Annotated in this window: 18 protein-coding genes; 16 read left to right on the top strand and 2 right to left on the bottom strand. The window is 71.8% G+C overall.

All coding sequences use genetic code 11. The features are described 5' to 3' along the window. The first annotated feature begins 113 nt into the window (after window positions 1-113). From OG266_RS20680 to OG266_RS20645, 8 genes are all read left to right on the top strand, one after another. Window positions 114-4,058 carry an amino acid adenylation domain-containing protein gene (locus tag OG266_RS20680; protein ID WP_371547724.1) on the top strand — a complete coding sequence of 1,315 codons (3,945 nt, stop codon included), beginning with the start codon at window positions 114-116 and terminating at the stop codon, window positions 4,056-4,058. Window positions 4,059-4,093: 35 nt separating this feature from the next. Next, window positions 4,094-5,410, top strand: a complete 1,317-nt coding sequence (locus OG266_RS20675) for an MFS transporter (protein WP_371547723.1) — start codon at window positions 4,094-4,096, stop codon at window positions 5,408-5,410. A gap of 6 nt (window positions 5,411-5,416) precedes the next feature. Further along, on the top strand, window positions 5,417-5,617 hold the full coding sequence (locus tag OG266_RS20670) for an MbtH family protein (RefSeq protein ID WP_371547721.1): 201 nt from the start codon (window positions 5,417-5,419) through the stop codon (window positions 5,615-5,617). A gap of 34 nt (window positions 5,618-5,651) precedes the next feature. Next, window positions 5,652-6,734: a MupA/Atu3671 family FMN-dependent luciferase-like monooxygenase gene (locus OG266_RS20665; RefSeq protein WP_371547719.1), complete on the top strand. Its 1,083-nt coding sequence runs from the start codon at window positions 5,652-5,654 to the stop codon at window positions 6,732-6,734. Next, window positions 6,731-7,261, top strand: a complete 531-nt coding sequence (locus OG266_RS20660) for a flavin reductase family protein (RefSeq protein ID WP_266457578.1) — start codon at window positions 6,731-6,733, stop codon at window positions 7,259-7,261. The genes OG266_RS20665 and OG266_RS20660 overlap by 4 nt, the downstream gene beginning before the upstream one ends. After that, window positions 7,258-8,871 carry an ABC transporter substrate-binding protein gene (locus OG266_RS20655; protein ID WP_371547718.1) on the top strand — a complete coding sequence of 538 codons (1,614 nt, stop codon included), beginning with the start codon at window positions 7,258-7,260 and terminating at the stop codon, window positions 8,869-8,871. The genes OG266_RS20660 and OG266_RS20655 overlap by 4 nt, the downstream gene beginning before the upstream one ends. Next, the gene (locus OG266_RS20650) at window positions 8,864-10,414 is read left to right on the top strand and encodes an amino acid adenylation domain-containing protein (protein WP_371547717.1); all 1,551 of its coding nucleotides are present in this window, start codon (window positions 8,864-8,866) and stop codon (window positions 10,412-10,414) included. The genes OG266_RS20655 and OG266_RS20650 overlap by 8 nt, the downstream gene beginning before the upstream one ends. A 103-nt stretch (window positions 10,415-10,517) precedes the next feature. Beyond that, window positions 10,518-11,048, top strand: a complete 531-nt coding sequence (locus tag OG266_RS20645) for a YbjN domain-containing protein (protein WP_266457569.1) — start codon at window positions 10,518-10,520, stop codon at window positions 11,046-11,048. Between the two features lie 177 nt (window positions 11,049-11,225). Here OG266_RS20645 and OG266_RS20640 read toward each other — a convergent pair whose 3' ends face one another. Both OG266_RS20640 and OG266_RS20635 read right to left on the bottom strand, forming a co-directional pair. Further along, on the bottom strand, window positions 11,226-12,440 hold the full coding sequence (locus OG266_RS20640) for a glycosyltransferase family 39 protein (RefSeq protein ID WP_371547715.1): 1,215 nt from the start codon (window positions 12,438-12,440) through the stop codon (window positions 11,226-11,228). Window positions 12,441-12,557: 117 nt separating this feature from the next. Next, window positions 12,558-13,748 carry a pyridoxal phosphate-dependent aminotransferase gene (locus tag OG266_RS20635; protein WP_371547714.1) on the bottom strand — a complete coding sequence of 397 codons (1,191 nt, stop codon included), beginning with the start codon at window positions 13,746-13,748 and terminating at the stop codon, window positions 12,558-12,560. A gap of 128 nt (window positions 13,749-13,876) precedes the next feature. Between OG266_RS20635 and OG266_RS20630 the strand changes: the two genes are divergently transcribed. The 8 genes from OG266_RS20630 to OG266_RS20595 all read left to right on the top strand — a co-directional run bounded on the left by OG266_RS20630 (window position 13,877) and on the right by OG266_RS20595 (window position 22,243). Continuing rightward, window positions 13,877-14,164 carry a hypothetical protein gene (locus OG266_RS20630; RefSeq protein WP_266457564.1) on the top strand — a complete coding sequence of 96 codons (288 nt, stop codon included), beginning with the start codon at window positions 13,877-13,879 and terminating at the stop codon, window positions 14,162-14,164. Between the two features lie 406 nt (window positions 14,165-14,570). Next, on the top strand, window positions 14,571-15,107 hold the full coding sequence (locus OG266_RS20625) for a DUF2617 family protein (RefSeq protein WP_326721664.1): 537 nt from the start codon (window positions 14,571-14,573) through the stop codon (window positions 15,105-15,107). A gap of 138 nt (window positions 15,108-15,245) precedes the next feature. Further along, window positions 15,246-16,892, top strand: a complete 1,647-nt coding sequence (locus OG266_RS20620; RefSeq protein ID WP_371547712.1) for a polyamine aminopropyltransferase — start codon at window positions 15,246-15,248, stop codon at window positions 16,890-16,892. Between the two features lie 78 nt (window positions 16,893-16,970). Continuing rightward, the gene (locus tag OG266_RS20615; RefSeq protein WP_371547710.1) at window positions 16,971-17,804 is read left to right on the top strand and encodes an SRPBCC family protein; all 834 of its coding nucleotides are present in this window, start codon (window positions 16,971-16,973) and stop codon (window positions 17,802-17,804) included. A gap of 275 nt (window positions 17,805-18,079) precedes the next feature. After that, window positions 18,080-18,868: an aldose 1-epimerase gene (locus tag OG266_RS20610; RefSeq protein WP_371547709.1), complete on the top strand. Its 789-nt coding sequence runs from the start codon at window positions 18,080-18,082 to the stop codon at window positions 18,866-18,868. A 10-nt stretch (window positions 18,869-18,878) separates the two neighbouring features. Then, window positions 18,879-19,427, top strand: a complete 549-nt coding sequence (pyrE, locus tag OG266_RS20605; protein ID WP_371547707.1) for an orotate phosphoribosyltransferase — start codon at window positions 18,879-18,881, stop codon at window positions 19,425-19,427. 210 nt (window positions 19,428-19,637) lie between these two features. Beyond that, complete coding sequence (fbaA, locus tag OG266_RS20600) at window positions 19,638-20,660, top strand: class II fructose-bisphosphate aldolase (RefSeq protein ID WP_266457548.1); 1,023 nt, start codon at window positions 19,638-19,640, stop codon at window positions 20,658-20,660. 62 nt (window positions 20,661-20,722) lie between these two features. Beyond that, entirely contained in the window at window positions 20,723-22,243 is a 1,521-nt protein-coding gene (locus tag OG266_RS20595) for an MFS transporter (protein ID WP_371547705.1), read from the top strand. Window positions 22,244-22,275 lie beyond the last annotated feature (32 nt).

The following is a 22,275-nucleotide window of genomic DNA, read 5'->3' as shown; positions in this document are numbered from 1 at the left end:
CGTCCCTCATCCGTCGCCCGGTTCAAGGCGTGACCGCCCCCATCCCGTCGCCCGGCCCAAGGCGTGACCGCCCCCAACCCGTCCGTCCCGCAGCGCACCCGGAAGGAAACCCCGTGCCGTCCCACGACGACATCATCGACGCCTACCCCCTGACCCTGCTCCAGTCCGGCATGCTCTTCCACAGCTACGCGGACGGCGCCACCCCCACGTACCACGACATCTCCAGCATCCGGCTGTCCGGCCGTTTCGACGAGCCGGCCCTGCGGGACACCCTCGCCGCGGTGATCCAGCGCTCCGACATCCTGCGCAGCGGCTTCGACCTGACCCGGTTCAGCAAGCCCATGCAACTCGTGTACGCGGCGGTCGAGACCCCGCTCACCGTGGAGGACCTGCGCGGTCTGGAGGAGGGCGAGCAGGCGCGCCGGGTCGCCGCCTGGACGGAGAAGGAGAAGGCCACCCCGTTCGTGCTGACCCGGGCGCCGCTGCTCACGCTGCACGTCCATGTCTTCGACGACGCCGACTTCCAGCTCAACCTCAGCTTCCACCACGCGATCCTCGACGGCTGGAGCCTGTCCCTGGTCACCTCGCAGCTGATCACCGGGTACGACGCCCGGCTGGCCGGCCGCCCGGACGAGGCCGTCGCCCCGGTGACCCGGTTCCGGGACTATCTCGCCCTGGAACAGGAGGCGTTGGCGAGCGAGGAGTCGCGCGGCCACTGGGCCCGGGTCCTGGAGGACACCTCCTTCACCGGGCTGCCGCGTCACCAGGACGACGCCCTCGCCGACATCCGCGAGGCCCGCGTCCACGAAGTGCCCCTGCCCGCGACGCTCGGCGCGGCACTGCGCGCCGTCGCCGCCGAGGCCAAGGTGCCGGTGAAGTCGGTGATGTTCGCCTCGCACGCCCGAGTGCTGTCCCTGCTGTCCGGGCAGCGGCGGGTCGTCACCGGTCTGGTCAGCAACGGCCGCCCGGAGACCGCCGACGGCGACCAGGTCGTCGGGCTGTTCCTGAACACCCTGCCGCTGGTGGTGGACGTCGCGGGCACGACCTGGACGGAACTCGCCCAGCAGATCCACGCGGCGGAGAGCGGCGCGCTGCCGCACCGCCGCTACCCGATGGCCCAGCTGCTCACCGACCTGCGCCGCCCGCAGTTCTTCGAGACCGTCGTCGACCACCGCAGTTTCCGCAGCTACGACATGGAGCTGGCCGAACTGGCGGTCACCGGCGGCGAGTTCTTCGAGCAGACCAACTTCCCCTTCACCGCGAACTTCGGCACAGACCCGGTCAGCGGCGAGGTCAGGCTGCGGATCAACTACGACGCCGCGCAGTTCACCGACGAGTGGATCGCCCGGGTCGGCGGCTACTACGCCGACGCGCTCGGGGCCCTCGTAGCCGACCCGCACGCGGCCGTGCACGCCACCGCGCTGCTCGGCGCCGACGAGCAGGACCGGCTGCTCCGCGACTGGAACGACACCCGCGCCGGCTGGCCCCTGGACCGCACCCTGCCCGAGCTGCTCACCGAGCGCGCGGCCAAGGACCCCGACCGCACCGCCGTACGCTTCGGCGACACCACGCTGTCGTACGGCGAGTTCCACACCTGGTCCAACCGGCTCGCCCATGAGCTGCGCGAGCGCGGGGTCGGCCCCGACACCCTGGTCGGCGTCCACCTGGAGCGGTCGGCCGAGCTGATCGTCGCCCTGGTCGCCGTGCTCAAGGCGGGCGGCGCCTATGTGCCGCTGGACCCCGGATACCCGGCCGAGCGCCTGGAGTACATGCTCGCCGACGCGCGCGTGCCGGTCCTGCTGACGGGGGCGGGGCTCGCGGCGCCCGCCGCCCCCGAGGGCACCGTCGTGATCGAGGTCGACCGGACGGCCGCGGCCGAACGCCCCTCCGACGATCTCGACCCCCTCGCCGGACCCGAGCATCTCGCCTACGTCATCTACACCTCCGGCTCCACAGGCCGGCCCAAGGGCGTCCAGATCCCGCACCGGGCCCTGCTCAACCTGCTGAACTCCTTCGGCCGCGACCTCGAACTCACCGACGAGGACCGGCTGCTGGCGGTCACCTCGCTGTCCTTCGACATCGCGGGCCTCGAGGTGTATCTGCCGCTGCTGACCGGCGCCGAGCTGATCGTCGCCCCGGACATCGCCGTCGACGGGCCGCGGCTGCGCGAGCACGTCGAGCGGTCCGGCGCCACCGTCATCCAGGCGACCCCGTCGAGCTGGCGGCTGCTGATCGAGGCGGGCCTCGACGCCGACCCCGGCCTGCGGGTGATCTCCGGCGGCGAGGCGCTGCCCGAGGACCTCGCGCACGACCTCACCGACCGCTTCCCGGTGGTGTGGAACGCGTACGGGCCGACCGAGACCACCATCTGGTCCTGCCTGGACCGGGTGCGCCCCGCCGAGCCGGTCACGCTGGGACGGCCGATCGCCAACACCCAGGTGTACGTCCTCGACGAGTCCTTCGCACCGGTCCCCGAGGGCGTCCCCGGCGACCTCTACATCGCCGGCGACGGCCTGGCCCGCGGCTACTCGGGGCGCGGCGACCTGACCGCCGACCGCTTCGTGCCCGATCCGTACACGGACCGTGCGGGCGCCCGCATGTACCGCACCGGCGATGTGGCGCGCTGGCTGCCGGACGGGCGCCTGGAGTTCCTGGGCCGCTCCGACCACCAGGTGAAGGTCCGCGGCTTCCGTATCGAACTCGGCGAGATCGAGAGCGTGCTGTCCCGGCACCCGGGTGTGGGCCGAGTGGTCGTCGTGGCCCGCAAGGACCAGCCGGGCGACGCGCGACTCGCCGCGTACCTCACGGCGGAGGGCGAAGTCCCGCCCGCGGCGGCCGAGTTGCGCGCCCTCGCCGCCGAGTCGCTGCCCGAGTACATGGTGCCCAGCGCCTTCGTCGTCCTGGACGCCTTCCCGCTCACCCCCAACGGCAAGGTCGACCGGCTCGCACTGCCCGCGCCGGGCCGCGAGGAGACCACCGCCGGCGCCTTCGTCGCCCCGCGCAACGAGACCGAACGGCAGCTGGCCGAGATCTGGCAGGACGTACTCGGCGTGGAGCGGGTCGGTGTCACCGACGCCTTCCTGGAACTCGGCGGCAACTCGATCTCCGCGCTGCGCGTCATCATGCGGCTGCCCGACATCACCGACGTCGAGGTGCCGGTGGCCGCGCTCTTCGAGGGCGGCACCATCGAGAAGCTCGCCGCGATCATCTCCGGCGAGCAGACCGCCACCGCCTCCACCCTGGTGCCGCTGCGCTCCACGGGGACCAAGGCCCCGTTCTTCCTGGTCCACCCGCTGGGCGGCAGCGTCTTCTGCTACTCCGAACTGCTCGACGTACTCGACCCGGAGCGCCCGCTGTACGCCTTCCAGGCACCCGAGTACGCGGGCCCCGACGTGCCCCGCCCGGACAGCGTCGAGGAGATCGCCGCGCTGTACCTCTCCGAGGTGCGTGCGGTGCAGCCCGAGGGCCCGTACTACATCGGCGGCTGGTGCATGGGCGGCATGGTCTCGTACGAGATGGCCCGCCAGCTGGAGGCCGCGGGCGACGAGGTCGGCATGCTGACGATCATCAGCGCCAGCATCGACGACCCGGTCCCGCCGCGCTACGCGACCAGCGAGTCCGCCGCGATCCTCGGCGCCTTCGCGGGCCAACTCAACGTCACCGAGGCCGAGTTGGAGGCGCTGGACTCCGACGCCCGGATCGAGCACGTCGTACGGCTCACGCAGGGCACCGGGCACGAGCGCGCCGACGCCCGTTCCGTGGAGGACCTGCGCCGGCTGGTCCGGCTCTACCAGCGGCACGCGCGCGCCCTGCTCACCTACCGCGACACCCCGCGCGAGCCGCTGCGCGGCGACGCGGTGCTCATCCGTGCCGAGACGGAGCTGTTCGAGGGCTGGCACATGGGCTGGGAGCCCCGGGTGGGCGGCCGTCTGCTGATCGACGAGTCGCCCGGCAACCACTTCAGCATGCTCGAACAGCCCAACGTTCCCCAGGTCGCGCGCCGCCTGGAGGACGCCGCCGCGGGCAGCCCCCGCGGAGTCCTCGCCACTTCCTCCTGACCGTCCCCGACTCCCCCCACGTATAGGAGCAGTTCATGTCAGAGGCCACCAGTGGCGCGCAGGTCCAGGAGGAGCAGGAACCGGATTCCGCCGCTGTCCCCAGCGTGTGGAAGAACCGCGACTTCACCAAGTTGTGGACCGGCCAGACCGCCTCGCTCTTCGCCGCCCAGATCACCGAACTCGCCCTGCCGCTGGTCGCGGTCCTCGCTCTGACCGCCACCTCCCAGCAGGTCGGTCTGCTGACCTCCGTCGTCAAACTCCCGTATCTGCTGGTCTCGTTGTTCGCGGGCGTCCTGGTGGACCGGGTCAGGCGCAGGAACATCCTCATCGCCACCGACCTGGGCCGGGCCCTGGTCCTCTCCGTCGTCCCGGTCCTCTACTGGACCGACCAGCTGGGCATCAGCTGGCTCTACGTCCTCGGCTTCTTCGCGGGCTGCGGCAGCGTGCTCTTCGACGTGGCCGGACAGGCCTATCTGCCGCGCCTGGTGGAACGCGACCAGCTGACCCGGGGCAACTCGGCGCTCGGCGCGAGCCAGTCGGCGGCCACCATCGGCGGGCCCGCGCTAGGCGGTGTGCTGGTGCAGTGGCTGACGGCGCCGGTGGCGGTGCTGGCCGGCGCGGTGTCCTACCTCGTCTCGGCGGTCACCATCTGGACCATCGGGCACAAGGAGGACCGGCCCGCGGCGTCGGAGGCGGCCTCCCCGGCCGGGACCCTGCGCGAGGTGTGGGCGGGCCTGCGGTTCGTCTTCGGCAACGAACCGCTGCGCGCCATGACGATCATGGCGTCGATCTTCAACCTCTCCTTCACCGCCCTGGAGGTCGCCTTCCTCCAGTTCATGCCGCGCACGCTGGGTCTGTCGCCGGGCGAGATCGGCCTGGTGATGGCGGCCCTCGGCCCCGGCTTCCTGGTCGGCGCGGCCTTCGCGGGCCGGCTGCCGCAGAGGTTCGGCTACGGGCGCACGATGCTGACCACGGCGTCCGTGGCCAACCTGGTGATGCTCGGCATCTCCACCGTGCACGGCGGCGGATTCCTGTCCGTCGCCACCCTGATGCTGATCAACTTCCTCTTCGCGTCCTTCGGCGTCGCCAACAACGTCACCGTGCTCAGCATCCGCCAGACCCTCACCCCGGACTCCCTCCAGGGCCGGGTCGCCGCCACCAACCGCTTCGTGGCCATGGGCATCGCCCCGCTCGGCGCCCTCATCGGCGGCTTCCTCGGCGCCGGCGTGGGTCTGCGCTCCACGGTGTTGATCAGCGCGATCGGCCTGTCCTCGGCACTGGTCCCGCTGGCGCTGTCCTCGCTGGCCCGCATCAAGTACGAACTCCCGCCCCAGATCCAGGAAAGGTCCTGATCCTCGATGCCGCAGAAGAACACGCAGCAAGCCCCCGAGCCCGTGCACACGGTCGTGGTGAACGCCGAGGAGCAGTACTCGGTGTGGCCGGCCCTGCTGCCGGTGCCCGACGGATGGCGTGAGACCGGCACCCGCGGCACGCGCGCCGAGTGCCTGGAGCACATCGAGTCCGTCTGGACCGACCTGCGTCCGCTGAGCGTCCGCTGAGCACCCGCCGACCCCCGAACTCAGAGGACAGGACATGGACTTCAGTCTCTTCTACTTCGCCGACGGCAGTGTCGGCGAGACCGGCGGCGGGCGCTACGACCTGCTCCTCGATGGCGCCAAGTACGCCGACACGCACGGCTTCTCGGCCGTGTGGACGCCCGAGCGCCACTTCCACCCCTTCGGGGGGCTCTACCCCAACCCGTCGGTGACCGGCGCGGCGGTGGCCGCGGTCACCTCGCGCGTCGGCATCCGCGCGGGCAGTGTCGTGGCGCCCCTGCACCACCCCCTGCGGATCGCCGAGGAGTGGTCGGTCGTCGACAACCTCTCCGGCGGCCGGGCCGGCATCTCGCTGGCCTCGGGCTGGAACGCGGTGGACTTCGCACTGCGCCCCGAGGGATACGCGGGCCGCAAGACCGCCGTCATCGAGGCCGTGGAGCAGATACGGGCGCTGTGGCGCGGCGAGCCGCTCCAGGTCACCGACGGGGCCGGAAAGCCCGCCGAGGTACGGGTCTACCCGCCGCCGGTCCAGAGCGAACTGCCCGTCTGGGTCACCAGCGCGGGCGGCCCGGAGACGTTCCGAGCGGCGGGCGCGGCGGGCGCGGGCGTCCTGACCCACCTGCTGGGCCAGAGCCTCGACGAACTCGCCGAGAAGATCGCCCTGTACCGCGAGGCACTCGCCGGGCGCCCCGGCCACGACGGCAGGCCCGGCCATGTCGCGCTGATGCTCCACACCTATCTGGGCGAGGACCCGGCCCAGGTCAAGGAGACGGTCCGGGAGCCCTTCACCGCGTACCTGAAGAGCTCCTTCGGCCTCATCGCCCGCTCGGCGGGCAGCATCCTCGCCGGCTTCGACCCCGACAAACTCCGGGAGTCCGACATCGACTTCCTGGTCCGCCGCTCCTTCGACACCTACTACTCGACAAGCGGCCTGTTCGGCACGGTCGATCAGGCGTCGACGGTCGTCGAGAAGGCCCGCGCGGCGGGCGTCGACGAACTGGCCTGCCTGATCGACTTCGGGGTCGGCGACAAGGAGGTCCTCGCGGGCCTCGACCACCTGAACACCCTGCGGGTGGCATCGGAGCCCGCCCCGGGCGAGTCCGACGGGACGCCCGCGTGACCGGGTCGCGCGCCGATCTCTTCCGCACTGCCGCCGGACGGTTTCCGACCGGCGTCACCGTGCTGACCACGCTCGCCGACGGCGAACCGTTCGGGATGACCGCCAACGCGTTCATGTCCCTGTCCCTGGACCCGCTGCTCGTCGCGGTGGGCCTGGGGACGCGGTCGCGGGCGCACGGATACGTGCGCGGCTCGGGGCGGTTCGCGGTCACCGTGCTGAGCGACCGGCAGACCGGTACGGCACGGAGGTTCGCGGATCCCGCCCGGCCCGTCGGCGCGGACGCCTTCGCCGCCGACGACTGGAAGCGGGGACCGGCCACCGGCTGCCCCGTACTCCTGGACGGCGTCGGCTACTTCGACTGCACGGTCCACTCCGTCCACACGGCCGGCGACCACGCGCTCGTCGTCGGCCGCGTCGACGACTTCGGCCCGCTGGCCGGCGTCCGCCCGCTGGTCTTCGTGGACAGCGCCTTCGCCGCCACCGACCCCACCCTTCCCTCCACCGGCCCCCTCGGAGCACGCACATGACCAAGGCATCCATCGCGTGGGACACCCGCGCCGCACAGGGCCCGGCCCGCCCGGTGCCGGGCGCGGTCCGCGGCGGCACACTGCGCATCCTGCGCGACGGCGACTACGACCACCTCGACCCGCAGCGCATCAACACCCTGCAGTCCACGGCCCTGGGCCACCTCCTCTTCCGTACGCTGACGATCTCGGCGGAGGACGGACAGGGCGGCTGGACGCTGGTCGGCGACCTCGCCGAGAACCCGGGCCGGGACGTCGACGGGGACGGCCGCACCTGGGAGTTCACCCTCAAGCCGGGCCTGTGCTTCGAGGACGGCCGGGAGATCACCGCCGCCGACGTCGCGCACGGCATCGCCCGCTCCTTCGAAGGGGCCCTCGGTGACGGCCCGCAGCACTTGCAGGACTGGCTGCGCGACAACGGCCCCTACGGCGGCCCCTTCACCGACGGCACCGACGAGGTGCCGGGCCTGGAGGTCCGCGACCCCCGCACCCTGGTGTTCCGCTTCCCGGTGCCGCGCCCCGACCTGCCCTTCGCCGTCTCCCTCCCCACCACGGTCCCGGTGCCCAAGGACGCCGACACCGGCGAGAGTTACGGCAAGGCGCCGCTGGCCTCGGGCCCGTACCGCATCGCCGGGCACACCCCCGGCAAGCTGCTCGTGCTGGAACGCAACCCGCACTGGGACGCGGCCACGGACGCCGTACGGCACGACCACCCGGACCGCTTCGAGATCGAACTCGGCGTGGAGAGCGGGCCGCAGAACCTCCGCGCCCGCGCCGACGAGGGCCCCGACACCTTCGCCGTCGCCGAGAACAACGCCCCCGAGGACGTCGCCGAACTCCTGCTCGCAGAACCGGAGTTGACTCCGCGCTTGCGCCGCGACCGCACCCCCCTCGTCTGGTACCTGGCGATCAACACCGCCAGGGTCCAGGACGTGGCGGTGCGCCGCGCGATCGCCCGTGCGGTGTCCGTGGACAAAGCGGCTGTACGGGACGCGATGCTCGGTCCGACGCAGGGCGAGGTGACGCACACGATCCTTTCGCCCGGCACCATCGGCCACCGCGCCTATCCCGATCCGCACACCGGCGGCCCGCTCCCCGGCGAGGGACGCGTCCTGCGTCTGCTGAGCCGTGACGGTGCCTACTTCACCGCGGGTGCGAAGGTGCTCGCACGCCAACTGGAGGAAGCGGGCTTCCGCGTCGAGCTGGTGGAGACCGACCGGCCCTCGCACAACGCCACCGTCCTGACCCGGGGCCACGACTACGACCTGTACATGATGTGCCAGGCCGCGGACTGGCCGGGCGCGTCCACGCTCGTCACCGGCTTCGACGGCCGCACGATCCGGGCCACCGGCAACGCCGACTACACCTACCTCGACGACCCGGACGTCAACGCGGAGATCGCCCGCGTCTCGGCGCTCCCGGCTGACGAGGCCGCGGCCGAATGGGGCGCACTGGACGAGGAGTTGACGACACGTCACATCCCGCTCGTGCCGCTGTTCTCGTATCTGCACCTGGCCGTCAGCGGCTCCCGCGTGGGCGGCGTCTTCACCTCGTCGTTCCTCGGAACCCCGGTGTACTACCGGGCGTTCGTCAAGGAAGCCGCCCGTGGCTGACCGACCGACCCTCTACGAACGGTTCGCCGCCTCGGCCGACACCCACGGCGACCGCACCGCCCTGGAGACCGGCGGGCGCACCCTCACCTACACGGAGCTGCGCTCGCTCGCCGAGCACAACGCCGCCCGCCTGCTGGCCGCCCTCGACGGCCGTCGCCCCGCCCGTGTCGGCATCCTCGCGGGCCGCGGCGTCGCCGCCTACGCCTCGTACCTGGCGGCCCAGCGCCTGGGTGCCACCGTGGTCCCGCTGAACCCGGACTCCGCCCCCGACCGGGTCACCGCGGTGCTGGCCGCGGCGCGCCCGGACGCGGTACTCACCGACCGGAATACCGCGCTGACCTGCCCGGTCGTCGCCTTCGAGGAGTCGGCGGACGGGAGTTTCGACCGCCCCCCCAAGGACGTCTGCGCCCCGGATCCCGACGCGATCGCGTACATCGTCTTCACGTCCGGCTCCACCGGCACCCCCAAGGGCGTCCCGGTGCGTCAGCGCAACGCGGCCGCGATGCTCGACTACGCCATCGACCGCTACGACATCGGCCCGGACAGCCGCGTCTCCCAGACCTTCGACCTCACCTTCGACCCCACCGCGTGGGACCTGTTCACCGCCTGGGGCGCCGGTGCGGCCCTGGTCGTCCCCGCCCGCGGCGAACTGGCGCGGCCGGCGAGTTTCATCGCCCGCGCCCGCATCACCCACTGGTTCTCGGTGCCTTCGCTGATCTCGTACGCCCTGCGGCTGCGGGACCTGGCCCCCGGCTCCATGCCCGGCCTGCGCTGGAGCCTCTTCGGCGGCGAGCAGCTCACCCTGGAGCAGGCCGCCGCCTGGCGGGAGGCCGCGCCCGGCAGCGTCCTGGAGAACCTGTACGGCCCCACCGAGGTCACCGTCTCCTGCACCCAGTTCCGACTGCCCGCCGAGCCCGCCGACTGGCCCGCCACCGCCAACGGCACCGTCCCGATCGGCACGCCCTACCCGCACCTGGACTTCCTCGTCCTCGGCGAGGACGGCCGCCCGGCCGACGAGGGCGAGCTGTGCCTGCGGGGCCCGCAGCGTTTCCCCGGCTATCTCGACCCGGGCGAGAACCCCGGCCGGTTCCTGCGCTTCGACGGCCGGGAGGCGTCGGTGTACCAGGACCGCGAGGCGCCCGGCGAGGAGCTGTACTACCGCACCGGCGACCGGGTGCGCGTCGGGGCGGGCGGCGCGCTGCTGCACCTGGGCCGCCTCGACCACCAGGTGAAGGTGGCCGGTCACCGGGTGGAGCTGGGCGAGATCGAGGCGGCGCTGCGCGCGGCCGAGGGGGTCGCGGAGGCCGTCGTCACGGTTCTGAAGGCGGCGCCCGGGGCCGAGCCCACGCTGGAGGCCGCCTACACCGGCACGCCGCGCGACCCGCTGGCCCTCCGGGCCGAACTGTCCGGCCGCCTGCCCGCCTACATGCTCCCGCGCGCCTTCACCCACTTCGAGACCTTCCCGCTGAACGCGAACCGCAAGATCGACCGCCTCGCCGTGACGGCCCGCCTGGCCGAGCCCCACCCGGACACCGCCTGGTGAACAGGCCTTCCTGCGCCGGCCCGGCCTGTTATGCCCGTCGGGGTTGCCACCCCCCGCCCCGCATGGGAGAGGATGGCGGTATCCGTACGAAGGGAAATACACGGTGAGCATCGACCCGTCCTCGATTCCGAACTTCGGGGGCCAGCAGCCCGAGCCGCAGAGCGGCGGACCGGCGGGCCCCGTCGTCCCGGATCAGGACCTTGTGAAGCAGCTCCTCGAACAGATGGAGCTGAAGTATGTCGTCGACGACGAGGGTGACCTCGCGGCGCCGTGGGAGCAGTTCCGTACGTACTTCATGTTCCGCGGCGAGGGTGACCAGCAGGTCTTCTCGGTGCGGACGTTCTACGACCGGCCGCACCAGATCGACGAGAAGCCCACGCTGCTCGAGTCCATCGACGACTGGAACCGCCGCACGCTGTGGCCGAAGGTCTACAGCCACACGCACGACGACGGCACCGTCCGTCTGATCGGCGAGGCGCAGATGCTGATCGGCACCGGCGTCAGCCTGGAGCACTTCGTGTCCTCGACGGTGAGCTGGGTGCGGGCCGCCATCGAGTTCGACAAGTGGCTCGTCGAGCAGCTCGGCCTGGAGCAGGAAGTCAACGAGGCGGAGAAGCCCGAGGACGACGAGTAGTCGAGCGGTGACTTAGAGCCTGTGTCACATCCCCGGCCGGGCGCACGCCGCCTGGCACGCACGCTCGCCGCGTTGCCGAAAGGCCCTAGTAGCTCCGCTACGAGGACCTTCCGGCGCCTTGCGATCGCACGCACCAGACGACGTGCGCTGATCCGGCCGGGGATGTGACACAGGCTCTTACAGCGGCGTGTGAGCGATCACGACCAGATACGCGCCGTACGCGAACGAGAGCCCGGCCAGGGCGCCGACCACCACGGTCGCGTGCCAGGGCCGGGCTCTCGCCGTCCGCACCAGGGCCCGCGCGAGCGGCAGCAGCAGCGGAAAGGCGGGCAGCAGGAAACGCGGCTTCGACTCGAAGAAACCGGAGCCGCCGAGCGCGATCAGCAGCAGTACGCCGCTGTGGACGAGCAGGGGGAGCGGGGCGCGGTCCGCGAGCAGCAGCGCGTACAGCAGCACGCCCGCCGCCACGATCACCATCGTCATGGGGAACACGAAACGGTCCCCGTGCAGCAGCAGGTGTTTGGCGAAGCGCAGCGAGCCCGCGCCGAAGTCGAAGCGGGAGCCCCACAGCCGCTGCACCTCGAAGTACCCGCCGAGCGGATCGCCCTTGCGTACGCCCACCCACAGCACGTAACCGCCCCAGCCGAGCGGCGCGAGCGCGGCGCCCGTCCACAGCCTGTGGGGAACTTTTCGCCCCCGCCGCCTCCCCACCTCGTACACCGCCGCCGCGAGCACCGCCGCGGCCACCGCGATCCCGTTCGGCCGGGCCAGACCCGCCAGGGCCGCCAGCGTGCCCGCCCAGAGCCAGCGCTCGGTGAGCACCGCGTACAGCGACCAGGCGGCGAAGGCGGTGAGGACAGGCTCGGTGTACGCCATCGACAGCACGACCGAGTGGGGCAGCAGGGCCCACAGGAGTACGAGCGTGGTGCCGACCGCGCGGCCGTGCAGGTGCGCCCCGACGGCGTAGATCCCGCACGCGGCGGCGCCGGCCGCGAGCCAGGAGACCAGCAGACCGGCCACGCCGCTGCTCAGCGGGGTCAGCGTGGTGACGGCGCGGACGACCGCCGGGTAGAGCGGGAAGAACGCGAGGTCGCTGTGGACGACGGTGGGGCTGAAATGGAATGTCCGCCCGTAGCCGTGCGAGGCGATCCACAGGTACCAGGCCGAGTCCCAGGACCGGCCGAGCAGGTAGAGCGGGTTCCTGCCGGTGGCCCAGGCGGTCGCGGCGAGCACGAGGACACCGGTCAGCCGGGCGGCGGCGAACAGCCCCACCGCGGTCACCATGGCGGCCGGCAGCCCGCGCGCGGCGCGGGACGGCAGGGAGTCGACGCGGTCCCCGGACTGGGCGCGGGTGGGACGGGCGGGGCGGGCGAGGGTACTCGGGTGGGTCACCCTCGCACTCTGCGTCCCTTATGCATGATTTTCGATGCATTTAGGGGCTTTACTCGTCCGTGTCGGTACGGTTTTCCCCGCCCCGGCGCGCCGTCCGGGCCCGCGGCCGCCCCGGTGCTACCAGGCCGCCTTGAGCCGCTTGACCGCCTCCTCAAGGACCTCGGTCCGCTTGCAGAACGCGAACCGCACGAAGGGCGCGCCCGCCTCCCGGTGGTCGTAGAAGACGGCATTCGGGATGGCGACGACACCCGCGCGCTCCGGCAGGGCGCGGCAGAAGGCGAAACCGTCGGACTCGCCGAGCGGCCGGATGTCGGTGGTGATGAAGTACGTGCCCGCGGGCCGGTAGACCTCGAAACCCGCGTCCGACAGCCCCGCAGCCAGCAGGTCCCGCTTGGCGAGCATGTCCGCCCGGAAGTCCGCGAAGTACGAGTCCGGCAGCGCGAGCGCCTCGGCGACGGCGTACTGGAACGGCCCCGACGACACGTACGTCAGGAACTGCTTCGCCGACCGTACGGCGGTGACGAGATCCGGGGTCGAGGTGATCCAGCCGACCTTCCAGCCCGTGAAGGAGAAGGTCTTCCCCGCCGAGCCGATCGTGACCGTCCGCTCCCGCATCCCCGGGAAGGAGGCCAGCGGCAGGTGCTCGGCGTCGTCGAAGACGAGGTGCTCGTACACCTCGTCCGTCACCACGAGCAGGTCCCGCTCGACGGCGAGCCGCGCGATCTCGGTGAGCTCCTCGCGGGTGAGGACGGTGCCGGTGGGGTTGTGCGGGGTGTTGATCAGCAGCAGCCGGGTGTTGTCGGTGACGGAGTCGCGGAGCTCGTCGAGGTCCAGGCGGAAGCGGCCGTCGCGCGGGCGCAGGGTGACCGGGACGCGGGTGCCGCCCGCCATCGCGATACAGGCCGCGTACGAGTCGTAGTACGGCTCGAAGGCGATCACCTCGTCGCCGGGTTCGAGCAGCGCGAGCAGGGTCGCGGCGATGGCCTCCGTGGCGCCCGCCGTGACGAGGACCTCGCGGTCGGGGTCGTACGACAGTCCGTACCGGTGCTTCTGGTGCGCCGCGATCGCCGTACGCAGCTCGGGCACGCCCGGACCCGGCGGGTACTGGTTGCCGCGCCCGTCGCGCAGCGCGCGCACCGCAGCCTCACGGACCTCCTCGGGCCCGTCGGTGTCGGGGAAGCCCTGGCCGAGGTTGATCGAGCCGGTACTGAGGGCCAGTGCCGACATCTCGGCGAAGATCGTCGTGCCGAACTCGGCGAGCCGGCGGTTGAGCAGGGGGCGGCGGGCATTGGAGGTCATGCCGGTCATCCTGCGCCCAAGCTCTGGAGTTCCTCAACTCTGCTTTGGCACGTGAGACGCGGGGGCATCCCCCTCTCACGCAAGAAGCGAAGCGCCCACGGGGGGTCGCTTCGGGGGAACGAAAGGAGGGTGGCGCCATGATCATTGGCATCATCCTGGCAGTCGTCGCCAGCACGCTGGTCGCGGTCTTCGGATTCGGAGGCCGCAAGGACAAGAAGGTCGCGCTGACGAAGGCGTCGAAGGCGGCCAAGGCCTCGAAGGGGAAGCGCCGCTCGCGCCGCGGTTCCTCGGGCAGCTGGTGGGCCGGCGGGGCGGGTGGCGGCGGCGGATCGTCCTGCGGGGGATCGTCGTCCTGCTCGAGCGGGTCGTCCTGCGGGGGCGGGTCGTCCTGTGGCGGCGGGGGCGGATGCGGCGGAGGCAGCTGACACGGGGCAGCTGAGCTCCTCAGGGGGAAACGCATCCGGAGCACGAAGAAGTGCCCGTCGGGCAACGGCTGCCGACGGGCACTTCCGTGCGCGGGGCGCACGCCGTGGTTGAACAGTTGAGCGTTGGAGCCCTCGGGGGGATGGAAACCCCACGAAGTTGGGTAAAAAGCCTGTGGTGGCGCCACAGTTCATGATTCCCTCTAAATCACCAACGCAGCCCCAAGGCCCTGTCGTCTCCATGACGTCTGCCGGGCGACGCCTGGCACCGCCCTTCCGGCGGACGACGCCAAGGTGACCTCAGGGCCTCGGACCGTCCTTACTGGCCGGGCTGATCGGGCCGATCCCCCGGTACCCACCGGGTGCGCCGGACCCCCCACCTCCCTTTGCGTGCTAGCGGAGCCGACCCATGCTCACGACTCTCGAAACCTCGTACACCGACACGTGCGCGGCCGACCTCGCCTGGACCCTGGGGCGCGAGCCGCTGCCCGCGCTCGCCATCCTCGACCTCGAACTCGGCGGGGCGAAACTGCAGTTGAGACTGCTCGGCGCGTCCCACCAGGTACTCCTGGAGGAGGAACAGGGCAGTTGTTCGGAGACCGTCGCGTGCATCCCCGGCAGCAGTACGCCCCTTCCGCTCGGCGTGGCCAAGCGGGTCGGCGACTGGGAGTACGAGTTCGCGGCCCGCGTCGAAACCCTCTCCCACGGCTCCTTCGCCGGCCGCGCCCAGGAGTTGCTGGCCCTGGTCTCCGACCACCCCAACGGCCTCGCCGGCGTCTTCCCCGGCAGCCCGCACGCCTTCACCGCGATGCTGGCCCAGCGGTACGAGGGGCAGGTGCACTGGCGTACGTGGCACGCGTATCCGCAGGACGGGCAGTTGGTGGCTACTCGGACGCGGGTGGGGGTGCGGGTCCCCGCGGGGGCGGGGGTGGGGTTTGCCGGTTGAGTGTCGGCCGGCGATCTTTTGGTCGGTCACCTCGACCTTTCGGTCGGTCACCTCGACGCCGAGTGCCATAAACCGCTGGGTCACTTCCACACGTGTGGGTGACGAGGCGTAGCGCTGGCGTGACGTACCGTTCGCAACGTGATCGAACCGCACGCGCCCGCACCCCCCGGCGCGCCCCCGCAGTGGGGCGGCGTCCAGGGCCAGGCGCGGCTGCCGGTCCGCCCGGGCACCGGCCGGTTCTTCGTCCTCGCGGGTGTGTTCGTCTGCGCGGCGTGCGGACTCGTGTACGAACTCGAACTGGTCGCCCTCGCCTCGTACTTGATCGGCGACTCGGTCACCCAGGCCTCCGTGGTCCTGTCCGTCATGGTCTTCGCCATGGGCATCGGCTCCCTCGCCGCCAAGCGGCTGCGCCCCCGCGCCGCGGCGGGCTTCGGCGCGGTCGAGGCGGCGCTCGCCCTGGTCGGCGGCTGCAGCGCGATGGCGCTGTACGCGGTGTTCGCGTGGACCGGCGACCTGGGCGGCTTCTGGGCGGACGGCTCCCGCTATCTCCTGGTCGCCTTCTCCCTCACCATCGGCCTGCTGATCGGCGCCGAAGTCCCCCTCCTCATGGAGCTGATACAGCGTGTCCGCCGCCAGGACCCGGGCGGCGCGGTGGCCGACCTCTTCGCGGCGGACTACGTGGGCGCACTCGTCGGCGGCCTGGCCTTCCCCTTCCTCCTCCTGCCCTGGCTCGGCCAGCTGACCGGCGCGCTGCTCACCGGAGGGGTGAACGCACTGGCCGGCGGCGCACTCGTACTCGGCCTGTTCCGCAGGGACTTGACCCGGCGCGCGCGCTGGACGCTGGCCGTCGCCAACCTCCTGGTCCTCGGACTCCTCGCCTCGGCGGCGCTGCTGGTCGACGACTTCGAACGGGCGGCACGGCATGCGGTGTACGGGGCGGAGGTACGGGTCGCGCTCCGGACCGGGGTCCAGGAGGTCGTCCTCACCGGCGGCACGGACGGCCGCCCGCTCGATCTCTACCTCGACGGCCGCCTCCGGGTCAGCGGCAGCGACGAGCGCCGCTACCACGAGGCACTCGTCCACCCCGTGATGAACGGCCCCCACGCGCGCGTGCTCATCCTCGGCGGCGGCGACGGGCTGGCCGCCCGCGAGGTGCTGCGGTATCCCGGCGTACGCCATGTCGACGAGGTCGAACTCGACGCGGGCGTGGTGCGGTTGGCGCGCCAGGACCCGGCGCTGTCCCGGCTCAACGGTCACGCGTACGACGATCCACGCGTGCGTGTGGTGACGGCGGACGCCTTCGACTGGCTGCGCGGCGCCCCCTCGACGTACGACGTGGTGATCTCCGACCTCCCCGACGCCGGCATCACGGCGAGCACGAAGCTGTACTCGCAGGAGTTCTACGGCCTGGTGCGCCGCGTCCTTGCCCCCGACGGCCGCCTCGCGGTCCACGCGGGTCCCGTGGAGACCCGCCCCCGCGTCTTCTGGACGATCGACACGACGATCCACGCGGCCGGACTGCGCACCGCGCCCTACCGCGTGGCCGGCCGCGACTCCGGCTTCGCGGCCGGCCCCGACCGGACGGCCGGCGCGTCACGCGCCCCGCACGACTGGGGTTTCCTGCTGGCCTCCCGTACGGCTCCGGTCCTGGGCCTGGACCACGGCGGGCCGAGTCCGCGCACGCTCACGCCCGCCGCCCTGACCGCGGACGCCCGTGCCGCCTCCCGCACCCGGATTCCCGGCCTCCCGCCCTCCACGCTGGTGCATCCGCGGTACGCCGACTGAGTCGGAGGCGTGGGAATCCCGGCGGAATCCCTTCATACCCGGGTGCGGTCCCGGTCGTGCTGGGTAGGCTCGGCTGGCATGGAGCATGAGGTGTACGTTCCGGTTCCGGCCGAGCGGCTCAGGGAGGCGCTGGGCGATCCCGTGCGGGTGGCCCGGGCAGTCCCCGGGCTCCAGCAGGACGCCGGGACGCCGCCCGTCTCCGGGCGCCTGAAAGTCCGCTTCGGCGGCCACACGATCACCTATCGCGGCGCGCTGAGTGTCACCGCCCAGGACGACGGTTCCTACACCGTCGAGGGCGATGCGACCGAGGCCCGGGGCAGTGGTTCGGTGAAACTCGCGCTGGCTCTGCGGCTGGTACCCGCCGAGGGTGGCACGACGGTCGTCGTCGGTGGCACGGCTTCCGCCGACGGGCGGGTGGCGGAGTTGCCGTCGGATGCGGTGGCTGCCGCGGTGGGGCGGCTGGTGGAGCGGTTTGTGGGGAATCTGGGGGTGGTGGATGCGGATGCGGCCTCGCCTTCGGCTTCGGCTTCGGTCGAGGGGGCCGACCCTGACCCCGCCCCCTCTGTCTCCGACGCCGATGTTCCGTCGCCGTCGCCCTCGCTTGAGCCGTCTGTCGAAGACGAACTCGTGGCGGAGGGGTTCGGCGAGGAGTTCGTGGACGAGGAGGAGCTCGTGCCGGGTCTCCTGGCCGATGAGGAGGACTCCATCGCCGAGGCCGCGCACGCTCGACGGACGATGATCGGCCGCAGTGCGGAGGAGGTCGACCATGCGCCGCCTCGCGGGCGCTACGCCCCCGTCCCCACGCCGGAGGCGACCGCCGCCCGAGCCACCCTGCGCTGGGCGGCACCTGCGGCGGCCCTGGCCCTCGCGTCGGCGATCGCCCTGACGAGGGTGTTGCGCAAGCGGCGGTGAGGGGTGGGCTGGGGGTGGTTTTTTCGCCCCCTCCGCCCCTACCCATTCCCGTCCCTTGGGGGCTCCGCCCCCAAACCCCCGCTCCTCAAACGCCGGAGGGGCTGAATCTTTCCCCGGCCGGCGCTAGAGATCTTTTAGCCCGTCCGGCGTTTGAGGACGAGGCCGTTCAGGCCGATGTGGGGGTCTGGGGGCGGCAGCCCCCAGGAGCAAGGGTCGGGTAGGGGCGGAGGGGGCGAAAAACCATTCCGGGCGCCCGTCCCAGTAGGGTCAACTCCGTGAGTAACGAAGACATCACGCTGACCGCGGGTGACGCGGAGGTGACCGTACTGCCGGGGAACGGCGGACGGATCGGGAGTGTGCGGGTCGGCGGTGTGGAACTGCTACGGCAGGGCGGGAAATTCGGGTGCTTCCCGATGGTTCCGTGGTGCGGAAGGATCCGCGACGGCCGGTTCCTGGACGGCGTCGCCGTACAGCAGATGCCGCTCAACTCCCCACCGCACGCCATCCACGGCACCGCCCGAGACGGCGCCTGGCGCACCGCCCACACCACCAAGAACGAGGCCGTGATCACGTACGACCTCGTCGCCCCCTGGCCCCACCCGGGCCGCGTCACCCAGGCGTTCGCCCTGACGGAGGACGCCCTCACGCTCACCATGTCCGTGGAGACGTACGACGACTCCTTCCCCGCCCAGATCGGCTGGCACCCGTGGTTCAACCGGAACCTCGGCGAGGAGGACGTGAACATCGACTTCACCCCCGCCTGGCAGGAGGAGCGCGGCGAGGACCACCTCCCCACCGGGCGCCGGATCGAGCCGCGCCCCAGCCCCTGGGACGACTGCTTCGGCATGCCCGACGGAGTCGACGTCACGCTCACCTGGCCGGGGCAGCTGGAGCTGAAGATCACCAGCCGTGAGCAATGGGTCGTCGTGTACGACGAGCAGGAGGCGGCCGTGTGCGTCGAACCGCAGACGGGTCCGCCCAACGGGCTGAACACCCTCCCGCGCCTGGTCACCCCCATCGAGCCCCTGGAGGCGGCCACCACCTGGACCTGGCGGCGCCTCTAAGCTGGCGGACATGACTGACGTACGCGACGCGCTGTTGCAGCAGATCAAGGACAAGGCCGTGGTGCACGGCAAGGTGACCCTCTCCTCGGGTCTCGAGGCGGACTACTACGTGGACCTGCGCCGCGTCACGCTGGACGGCGAGGCCGCGCCGCTGGTCGGCCAGGTGCTGCTCGACCTCACCGACGGGCTCGACTTCGACGCGGTCGGCGGCCTCACCATGGGCGCCGACCCGGTGGCCACGGCCATGCTGCACGCCGCCGCCGCGCGCGGAAAGCGGCTGGACGCCTTCGTCGTACGCAAGGCCGCCAAGGCGCACGGGCTGCAGCGTCGCGTCGAGGGTCCGGAGATCGCGGGCCGGCGCGTACTCGTCGTCGAGGACACCTCCACCACCGGCGGCTCCCCGCTCGAGGCCGTGACGGCGGTGCGCGAGGCCGGCGCGGAGGTGGTGGCCGTCGCGACGATCGTCGACCGCGCGACGGGCGCCGCCGAGAAGATCGAGACGGGCGCCGGGGTGCCGTACCTCTTCGCGTTCTCGAAGGACGAGCTGGGCCTGGACTGAGACCTGGGCCGAGCCCTGTTGCGTACGGCCTTGTGCAGGGCGTTGCGTACGGCGTCGCAGACGGCCCGGATCCGGAGTTATCCACAGGCTGGACACCATGGCTCAAGCATCCGGGCAAGTCTGGAAAGATGGGGACGACGATGACGTCACCCCCTAGGTCAGGGCCGTAAGCAGCAGAACGCCACCCGCACATACACAAGGAGCGGACAGATGCCGATCGCAACCCCCGAGGTCTACAACGAGATGCTCGACCGGGCGAAGGCAGGGAAGTTCGCCTACCCGGCCATCAACGTGACCTCGTCGCAGACCCTGCACGCTGCCCTGCGCGGCTTCGCGGAGGCCGAGAGCGACGGCATCATCCAGATCTCCACCGGTGGCGCGGAGTTCCTGGGCGGCCAGCACAACAAGGACATGGTGACCGGCGCCGTCGCGCTCGCCGAGTTCGCGCACATCGTCGCCGCCAAGTACGACGTCACGGTCGCGCTGCACACGGACCACTGCCCCAAGGACAAGCTGGACGGCTACGTACGTCCGCTGCTCGACATCTCCGCCGAGCGTGTTGCCAAGGGCCTCAACCCGCTGTTCCAGTCGCACATGTGGGACGGCTCCGCCGAGACCCTCGCCGACAACCTGGCCATCGGCCAGGAGCTGCTCGCGAAGGCCGCCGCCGCGAAGATCATCCTCGAGGTCGAGATCACCCCGACCGGTGGCGAGGAGGACGGCGTCTCGCACGAGATCAACGACGAGCTGTACACGACCGTCGACGACGCGCTCCGCACCGCCGAGGCCCTCGGCCTGGGCGAGAAGGGCCGCTACCTGCTCGCCGCGTCCTTCGGCAACGTGCACGGTGTGTACAAGCCGGGCAACGTCGTCCTGCGCCCCGAGCTCCTCAAGGACCTCCAGGAGGGCGTCTCCGCCAAGTACGGCAAGGCGAACCCGTTCGACTTCGTCTTCCACGGCGGCTCCGGCTCCACGGCCGAGGAGATCGCCACCGCGCTGGAGAACGGCGTCGTGAAGATGAACCTCGACACCGACACCCAGTACGCCTTCACGCGTCCCGTCGTGGACCACATGTTCCGCAACTACGACGCGGTCCTGAAGGTCGACGGCGAGGTCGGCACCAAGTCGAAGTACGACCCGCGCACCTGGGGCAAGGCCGCCGAGGCCGGCATGGCCAAGCGCGTGACCGAGGCGTGTGCGGCGCTGCGTTCCTCGGGCACCAAGCTGAAGTAACCGCGAGATGGATTTGGGCTCGGCACCCGCGCGGTGCCGGGCCCTTCCGTATGCTCCGAGGTATGGCTGCCACTCCGCAGGATCCGGAGTCTCCACGGTCTCCGCAGTCTCCGCAGGAGAAACCGGCGGAGCCGGGTGTGCGGATCTCCAGCCCCACGGGCAAGTGGATCCTGCTGACCACCGTCCTTGGTTCCAGCATGGCCATGCTGGACTCGACGGTCGTCAACGTCGCGCTGCCGCGGATCGGCCGTGACCTGAACGCGGACCTCGCGGCCCTCCAGTGGACCGTGAACGCGTACACGCTGACGCTGGCGGGGCTCATCCTGCTGGGCGGATCGCTCGGGGACCGCTTCGGGCGGCGGAAGGTCTTCGTCATCGGGGTGGTGTGGTTCGCGGCCGCCTCGCTGCTGTGCGGAATCGCGCCCAGCGGGGGAGTGCTGATCGCGGCCCGTGCGTTGCAGGGCGTCGGCGGGGCGCTCCTCACCCCCGGTTCACTCGCGCTCATCCAGGCCTCCTTCCATCCGGACGACCGGGCCAGGGCCGTCGGGCTGTGGTCGGGCTTCGGGGGCGTCGGCGCGGCGATCGGGCCGTTCGTGGGCGGCTGGCTGGTGGACGGCCCCGGCTGGCGCTGGGTGTTCCTGCTGAACATCCCGGTGGCGCTGCTGTGCGCGCCCATCGCTCTGCGGCATGTCCCCGAGTCCAAGGACAGCCGTACACACCGCGGCTTCGACGTGCTGGGCGCGGTCCTCGGCGCACTGTCGCTGGCGTTCGTGACATATGCCCTGATCGAGGCCCGCAGCGGCTCTGTGCTCGTGTGGGTGACGGCGGTCGCGGGCGTGGCCGCGGGTGTGGCCTTCGTGTACGTCGAGCGGGGCCGCAGCGATCCGATGATGCCGCTCGACATCTTCGCCTCGCGCCAGTTCACGGCGGTCAACGCCGTCACGCTGTGCGTGTACGCGGCCTTCAGCGGCTTCTTCTTCCTGGCCGCGCTCCAGCTCCAGGTGGTGGCGGGATACTCGGCCCTCGCAGCCGGTACGGCGCTGCTGCCCACGACCGCTCTCATGCTGCTGTTCTCCGCCCGCTCGGGCGAGCTCGCCCAGCGCATCGGGCCGCGTATTCCGCTCACGGTGGGGCCGCTGCTGTGTGCGGCGGGGATGCTGCTGATGCTGCGGGTGGGGGAGGACGCCTCGTACGTCGCCGATGTGCTTCCCGCGCTGCTGGTCCTGGGCCTGGGCATGGTGACGCTGGTCGCGCCGCTGACCGCCACCGTCCTCGCCTCCGTGGACACCGGGCGGGCGGGGCTCGCCAGCGGGATCAACAACGCGGCGGCCCGTGCGGCGGGGCTCATCGCGGTGGCCGCGCTGCCGCTGCTCGCGGGGATGGGGGCGGAGGCGTACCGGTCCGCCGACGCCTTCGACGCCGCGTTCCGGCGGGCGATGCCCTTGTGCGCCGGGGTCCTCGTCCTCGGTGCGATCGTGGCCTTCGCAACGGTCCGCCGCCCGGCACCGGACTGCCGCCGACCCGAGTGCCGCACACACGGGTGGGTCACGGCTCCGCCGCTGGAGACGGGGAAGCGGGGGTGAGGGTGGGGGTTTTTCGCCCCCTCCGCCCCTAC

Origin of the sequence: Streptomyces sp. NBC_00554, assembly GCF_041431135.1 — a bacterium.
In the GTDB taxonomy this organism is placed as follows: domain Bacteria; phylum Actinomycetota; class Actinomycetes; order Streptomycetales; family Streptomycetaceae; genus Streptomyces.
The sequence above is the reverse complement of the archived record's forward strand: the minus strand, read 5'-3'. Positions and strand labels throughout refer to the sequence as shown.